Raw genomic sequence first — 7,492 nt, forward strand, 5'->3', positions numbered from 1 at the left:
GAAAAGCGTGGTTTTACCTTTGAAATCGCTCTACAGCTTGCGGATGGAGCGCACGGCGTCCACCCTGCCTGAAATGCGGCGCAGGGCGCGCGCAAGGCCGTCCTCGCGCGCCACCAGGGCCATGCGCCCGGCCGCGCAGGGGCGGGAGCGCGCCCCCGCTTCCGGAAATGCGCCGTGAAAAGACCGGGCGGGCCGGCTTGACGATGCCGCGGCGGATGCTTATCAAGTCTTGAATCTTACCGGAACTTACGGTATCAAGGGCGATTGCCGCCGGTTGCGGATGACGCTTACGGGGCGCGAAAGCCGCCTCTTTCCCATGCGCGCGACTGACGATGAACAATTACAGTATGTTATCTAGCAATGACGGCCTGGGCCAGCGCAAGGGCTGAGGGTCCGGGTTCTCCCTCTTCATGTCAACACCCCTTCATGTCAACACCCCAGCAGCGGAAAGGAGCCCCACGTGGAATACAGCGCTGAAGATCTTTCGCCGGTCAAGAAAAAGATCGTGATCACCACGGAACCGCAGGAAGTCGAGGCGGCCATCATGGGCGCCGTGGCCCTGTATAAAACTTCCGTGCAGGTGGACGGTTTCCGCAAAGGCAAGGTGCCCGCCTCGGTCATCGAACAGCGCTTCCGCGACAAGATTTACGAAGAGGCCCGCCAGGATCTGATCAACGTGCACATCAACGATGTGATGCAGAATCTTGGCGTGCAGCCCCTGTCCGGCATCAATGTGGACGGCGCCGGCGTGCTGGAGCGGGGCAAGGCGTATACCTACAGCATTGAATTCGAAGTCCTGCCCGCTTTCGATCTGCCGCCTTACGAAGGTGTGGAAGTGGATCAGGAAAAAGTGGTGGTCGACGAGAAGGAAGTGGCGGACGTCATTGAGCGCATCCGCCGCGACCGCGCCCAGCTCGTGCCGGTGGACGGCGCGGCTCCCGCCGTGGACGGCCAGGTGGCCTGCCTCGACTTCGCCGCTTACGAAAACGGCGAGCCGGTGGAAGGCGTCAAGGCCGAGAATTTCGATCTGGCCCTGGGCGAGCATCAGGCCCTTGAGGATTTCGAGGCTCTGGTCAAAACCATCCCCTACGGCCAGGAAGGCGAGGGCGAAATCCGCTTTCCTGACGACTTCATCGCCAAGGATCTGGCAGGCAAAACCGTGACCATGAAGATCAAGGTGCATGCGGTCAAGGAGCGCAAGCTGCCCGAGCTCAACGACGATCTGGCCAAGAGCCTGGGTCTGGAGAGCGTGGACAAGCTCAAGGAGACCATCGCCCGCAGCTATACCCAGAGCCGTGAAAACCTGAACAAAAGTGCGGCCCAGAAGACCATTCTGGACCGTCTGCTGAAGATGGTGGACTTTCCCCTGCCTGAAAGCCTGCTGGACATCCAGATGCGCACCCTGCTGACCGATCTCAAGGCCCGCCTGGAACGTCAGGGCAAGGGCCTGGAAGCTCTGGGCAAGAGCCCCGAGGAACTGCGCAAGGAAATGCTGCCGCAGGCCGAAGAGCTGGCGCGCATCCAGGTGCTGCTGCTCTCCATCGCCAAGAAGGAAGGGCTGGAGGTCAGCGATCAGGAAGTCGCCACCCATATTTATCAGGAAAGCCTGCGCAGCGGCGAGGATTTCAAGACCCTGCGCGAGAGCTATGAGCGCTCCGGTCTGATTTTTGTGCTGCGTGACCGCCTGTTGGCCGACAAGGCCATGGACAGGGTTTACGCCAAGGCCAAGGTGACGGAAGTGGAGCCCGGGACGCCTCAGGCCGACGGCGATGCCCCGGCCCCGGCGGAGGCCCCCGCCGCGTCCGAAGAAGAATCAAAGTAAGTAAAAGGCGGCCTTCAGGCCGCCTTTCGCACTGTCGCCAATCGCGGGCGGGCAAGCCCGCCGACGACTGGCGCAAGGCACGAAAATCAGTCGTGTAGCCGCGGCATTGCCGCGGCCCGCGCCTGATTTTCGGGGCTGTTGACGCAGTCAACAGCCTTTTCCCGTTTGCACGGCCAAAGCGTCACACGCGGGCCGGAAACCGCGAGGCAAAGATATATGTCTTTAGTTCCCATGGTCATTGAAACCACAGGCCGCTCCGAGCGGGCCTATGATATTTATTCCCGGCTGCTCAAGGACCGCATCGTGCTCCTGGGTTCCGAGGTCAACGACGCCGTTGCCTCCCTGATCTGCGCCCAGCTCCTTTTTCTGGAGTCGCAAGATCCGGAAAAGGAAATCAGCCTGTACATCAATTCCCCGGGCGGCTCGGTCACGGCCGGTCTGGCCATCTATGACACTATGCGTTACATCACTTCGCCGGTCACCACGGTCTGCATGGGCCGGGCGGCCAGCATGGGAGCCTTTCTCCTGGCCGCCGGAGAGCCGGGCATGCGTTTTGCATTGCCCAACAGTCAGATCATGATCCACCAGCCGTCGGGCGGTTTTCAGGGCCAGGCCACGGATATTGAAATCCATGCCCGCGAAGTGCTCCGCCTCAAGGAGCGGCTCAACCGCATGCTGGCGGAAAACACCAAGCGTCCGTATGAGGATGTGGTCAAGGCCACGGAGCGAGACAACTTTTTGACCCCTGAGGAAGCCAGAGAGCTCGGCATCATCGACCGCGTGCTGGCGTCACGCCGAGAGATGGCGCAGGAAAAGAGCGAATAACGTATGGGCAATACCACAAAGACCACGGTCAACGAACCGTTGCGCTGCTCCTTCTGCGGACGCAGCGAGCTGGAGGTGCGCAACCTCATCGTACAGGACGGCGCGAGCATCTGCGACAACTGCGTCAAGGCCTGCAACGACATCATCGTCCGCGACCGGCTGGAAAGCCCGGACAACGGCGAACGTCTGCTTTCCCCGCAGGAGATCAAGGACCGGCTGGACGAATACGTCATCGGTCAGCACGAGGCCAAGAAAATTCTTTCCGTGGCCGTGCACAACCACTACAAGCGCGTGTTCTACGCCGACGCCCTGGGCCAGGACGTGGAACTGGAAAAAAGCAACATCCTGCTGGTGGGCCCCTCGGGCAGCGGCAAGACCCTGCTGGCCAAGACCCTGGCCAAGGTGCTGCGCGTGCCCTTCGCCATTGCCGACGCCACCACTCTCACCGAAGCCGGGTATGTGGGCGAGGATGTGGAAAACATTCTGGTCCAGTTGCTCCAGAACGCGGATTATGATCTGGACTCCGCCGGCAAGGGCATCATTTATATTGACGAAATCGACAAGATTTCGCGCAAGGGCGACGGCCCGTCCATCACCCGGGACGTGTCCGGCGAAGGCGTGCAGCAGGCCCTGCTGAAGATCATCGAAGGCACCGAGGCCAACATTCCGCCCAAGGGCGGGCGCAAGCACCCGCAGCAGGAATTCATCCGCATGAATACGGGCAACATCCTGTTCATCGTGGGCGGCGCTTTCGTGGGCCTGGACAAGATTGTGGAATCGCGCATGAGCGGCGGCTCCATGGGCTTCGGGGCCAAGGTGCGGGCCAGCAAGGATATGCCCCTGGCCGAGCTGCTGGAAAAAATCCATCCGCAGGATCTGGTCCAGTTCGGCCTGATTCCGGAATTCGTGGGCCGCATTCCCATCATCACCCATGTGGACGAACTGGACGAGCCGGATCTGGTGCGCATTCTCACCGAGCCCAAGAACGCCCTGGTGCGCCAGTATCAGAAGCTCTTCGAACTGGACAACGTGACCCTGCGCTTCACGCCCAACGCCCTCAAGGCCATCGCGGCCAGGGCCATTGAGCGCAAGACCGGCGCGCGCGGCCTGCGCAACGTCATGGAAAAGATCATGCTGGACATCATGTTCAAGCTGCCCTCCATGCCCAATGTCAAGGAATGCCTGATCAACCGGGCGGTGATCGAAAAGGGCAAGGAGCCGGTGCTGCTCTACGGCGACGGCGGCGAGGCCGTGAACGAGGAGCAGCGCTTGTCCGAGGACAAAGCTTCTTAGGGCGTGTCGACACTATGCATTTTTGCCCGCCTGCTGCGAAAGCAGACGTCGGGCGGGAATCAGGACGCATTACGCTGAAACGGGTTTTCGCGGGCCGGACCATGCGGTTCGGCCCGCCGACGCCTTTCGGGGGGAGAGATTATGTCTGACGCATTGCGCGTGGAAGCCTTTCGGGAAATGCCGGTCATGCCCTTGCGGGAAGTGGTCATGTTTCCGCGTTCGATCATGCCGCTTTTCGTGGGGCGCGAAGCCTCCATCAAAGCCATAGAGGCGGCGCAGGCCTCCTCCGGCAAACAGATTTTTCTGGTGGCCCAGAGCGAACCGGAACTGGAAAAACCCGAAGCCGGCGACCTGTGCGCCGTGGGCGTGGTCAGCAAGGTTCTCCAGATGCTGCGCCTGCCCGACGGCACCATCAAGGTGTTGTTCGAGGGGCTGTACCGCGCCATCTGGCAGGGCCTGCGCGAGGACGGGCAGTGCTCCGTGGTCGGCGTGCGCCGTCTGGAGGAAAGCCAGAGCCGCCCGGAAGAAAAGGAGGCCCTGGTCCGTGCGGCCCACGAGGCTCTTGAAGAGTACGGCAAGAACAACAAGAAGATTTCGCAGGAAGCCGTGCTCTCCATTCTGGCCCTGCACGAGCCGGGCCCCCTGGCCGACGCCATTCTGCCGCATCTCAAGGTGGATTACCGCAAGAAACAGGAGGCTCTGGAGCTTTCCGACGTCACCGAGCGGCTGGAGCGCACCTATGAGCTGCTTCAGGGCGAAGTGGCTCTGTCCACGGTGGAAAAGCGGATCAAGAACCGCGTCAAGGTCCAGATGGAGCGCAACCAGCGCGAGTATTACCTCAACGAGCAGATCAAGGCCATCAACAAGGAAATGGGGCGCGACGACGATCCCCAGGCCGAGGTGGACGAGCTGGAGCAGAAGCTCAAGGCCCGCGACATGCCCGAAGAGGCCCGTCAGAAGGCCCTGGCCGAAGTGAAGAAACTGCGGGCCATGCCGCCCTCGGCCGCCGAGTACACGGTGGTGCGCAATTATGTGGACTGGATTCTGGACCTGCCCTGGAACGATCTGAAAAGCATCGACATCGACATTGAAAAGGCCCGCGCCATTCTGGACGGCGACCATTACGGTCTGGAAAAGCCCAAGGAGCGCATTCTGGAATATCTGGCCGTGCAGAAGCTTTCGCACGGCCTGAAAGGCCCCATTCTCTGCTTTGTGGGCCCGCCCGGCGTGGGCAAGACCTCGCTGGCCAAATCCGTGGCCAGGGCCACGGGCCGCGACTTCATCCGCCTGTCTCTGGGCGGCGTGCGCGACGAGGCCGAGATCCGGGGCCACCGCCGCACCTATGTGGGCGCGCTGCCGGGCAAGATCATCCAGTCCCTGAAGCGGGTCAAATACAACAATCCCCTGTTCTGCCTGGACGAAGTGGACAAGATGACCTCGGATTACCGGGGTGATCCGGCCTCGGCCCTGCTGGAAGTGCTGGACCCGGAACAGAACAACACCTTCATGGACCATTATCTGGACCTGGAATACGATCTGTCCAAGGTTTTTTTCATCACCACGGCCAATTCGCTGCATACCATTCCGGTGCCCCTGCTGGACCGCATGGAAATCATCGAACTCTCCAGCTATCTGGAGACGGAAAAGCGCCACATCGCCCGGCGTTTTCTTCTGCCCCGCCAGATTGAGGAGCACGGCCTCAAGGAAGGGAACATCCGCATTTCGGAAAACGCCCTGCTGGAGATCATCCGCGGTTACACGCGTGAGGCCGGGGTGCGCAATCTGGAGCGCGAAATCGCGGCCCTCTGCCGCAAGACGGCCATCCGCCTGGTGGAGGATGATGATCTGGACAAGTGCGTGTCCATTTCCCGCCAGAGCCTGCCGGGCTTTCTGGGGGTCAAGAAGTACCGCCATGAGGAACGTGAGGACGAGCCCCAGGTGGGCGTCTGTGCCGGACTGGCCTACAATCAGCGCGGCGGCGAAATCCTGCTGGTGGAAACCAGCCTGATGAGCGGCGCGGGCCATGTGGTGACCACCGGCCAGTTGGGCGAGGTGATGACCGAATCGGCCAAGGCCGCCCTGTCCTATGTGCGTTCGCGCGCGGAAGTGCTGGGGCTGGACCCGCGCTTCCACCGCAAGGTGGACATCCATGTGCACGTGCCCGCCGGGGCCACGCCCAAGGACGGCCCGTCGGCGGGCATCACCCTGGCCACCTCCATCACCTCGGCCCTGCTGGGCATTCCGGTGCGCAACGATGTGGCCATGACCGGCGAGATCTCGTTGCGCGGGCGGGTGCTGCCCATCGGCGGCCTGCGTGAAAAACTGCTGGCCGCGCGACGCAGCGGCATCAAAAAGGTGATCATGCCCCGCGACAACGAAAAGGATCTCAAGGAAGTGCCGGACGAGGTGCTCAGGGATCTGGAAATCGTCTTTGTGGATCATGTGGACGACGTGCTGCCCCAGGCCCTGGCCGCCTCGCCGGAGAAAATCTTCTCGGGCCGGGCTACGGCTCAGCCCATCTGCGGCTCCCTGCGCGCGCCTGCCGCGGACAAGAGCGGAGCCGGAGAGAGCCAGCCCGCGCAGTAAAACCTGCCATACATACTTGCCGCAAGACCGCCCCCTGCCACCCTGGCAGGGGGCGGTCTTGCGTAACAGGCTCCATCGGTTTCCCTTTCAGATATGGCCTGACCCGGTGCCCCGGACCGGAAAAGGCATTTAGAGCTGTTCACGCATGAAATGCGTCAACAGCTCTAAATAGTATCTACACGAGTTCAAGTTAACACCGTCAACTATATCGCTATACAGCGGATTTGTACGGCAGCCTTAAACGAAGTGAGCATCTTTGCGTATTGGTGGCGATGCCGCGCCAGCGTTTGAGGTGAAGAAAAGCATTTTCAACCAAGTGCCGCACATGATAAAGCGCCTTGTCGTAGTAACGCTGTGCCTTGCGATTCTTTTTGGGCGGAATGATAATTTCGCAACCAGCCTCAATGGCTTTATCTATAATCCCATTACTGTCATATCCATGATCCGCTAACAAGAATTGAGCGGCAATGCCGTCAATCAAGGCTATGGCTTGTGTGCAATCCGCTGTGGTACCCGCTGTAACAGCAACTCTGACCGGCATACCATGCGCATCCACGGCAAGGTGTATTTTGCTGTTGTGCCCCTTTTTGTGCGGCCCATGCCCTAGTTGCCCCCTTGGCTCCCGCCGCGTGGGGGTGGACTTTGCAATGACTGGCATCAATCATCAACCATTCAAAATCCGGATCATCAATCAACACTTCAAGGAGGTTTTCCCATATTCGCTTGTCTCGCCACCGAATAAAACGTTGGTGAACGGTTCCCCATTTATCATATTCCGGCGGCAAATCTCGCCACGGCGCGCCAGCACGCAATATCCAGAATACGGCATTGATGAAGAAGCGATTATCCTTTGCGATGCCTCCCCATTGCCCACTTTGCCCAGGCAGATGCGGTTCCAATAAGGCCCATGCTGCATCTGAGATGTCATGGCGGCGTTGAGGATTCGTCATAAGCACATTCTTGCTG

The 7,492-nt window shown here is 60.6% G+C and carries 4 protein-coding genes and 1 pseudogene; 4 read left to right on the forward strand and 1 reads right to left on the reverse strand.

Annotated elements, in window-relative coordinates; all coding sequences use genetic code 11:
• Positions 1 to 460: 460 nt before the first annotated feature.
• The 4 genes from tig to lon all read left to right on the forward strand — a co-directional run bounded on the left by tig (position 461) and on the right by lon (position 6,526).
• Positions 461 to 1,822 carry a trigger factor gene (gene tig, locus FYJ44_RS14220; protein ID WP_326833694.1) on the forward strand — a complete coding sequence of 454 codons (1,362 nt, stop codon included), beginning with the start codon at positions 461 to 463 and terminating at the stop codon, positions 1,820 to 1,822.
• A gap of 216 nt (positions 1,823 to 2,038) precedes the next feature.
• Positions 2,039 to 2,647: an ATP-dependent Clp protease proteolytic subunit gene (locus FYJ44_RS14225; RefSeq protein WP_154513278.1), complete on the forward strand. Its 609-nt coding sequence runs from the start codon at positions 2,039 to 2,041 to the stop codon at positions 2,645 to 2,647.
• 3 nt (positions 2,648 to 2,650) lie between these two features.
• Entirely contained in the window at positions 2,651 to 3,940 is a 1,290-nt protein-coding gene (gene clpX, locus FYJ44_RS14230; RefSeq protein ID WP_154513280.1) for an ATP-dependent Clp protease ATP-binding subunit ClpX, read from the forward strand.
• A 141-nt stretch (positions 3,941 to 4,081) separates the two neighbouring features.
• Positions 4,082 to 6,526, forward strand: a complete 2,445-nt coding sequence (lon, locus tag FYJ44_RS14235; protein ID WP_154513282.1) for an endopeptidase La — start codon at positions 4,082 to 4,084, stop codon at positions 6,524 to 6,526.
• Between the two features lie 203 nt (positions 6,527 to 6,729).
• Here lon and FYJ44_RS14240 read toward each other — a convergent pair.
• A pseudogene (locus FYJ44_RS14240) lies at positions 6,730 to 7,476 on the reverse strand (IS5 family transposase).
• Between the last annotated feature and the right edge of the window lie 16 nt (positions 7,477 to 7,492).

It is taken from the genome of Desulfovibrio porci (genome assembly GCF_009696265.1).
In the GTDB taxonomy this organism is placed as follows: Bacteria; Desulfobacterota; Desulfovibrionia; order Desulfovibrionales; family Desulfovibrionaceae; genus Desulfovibrio; species Desulfovibrio porci.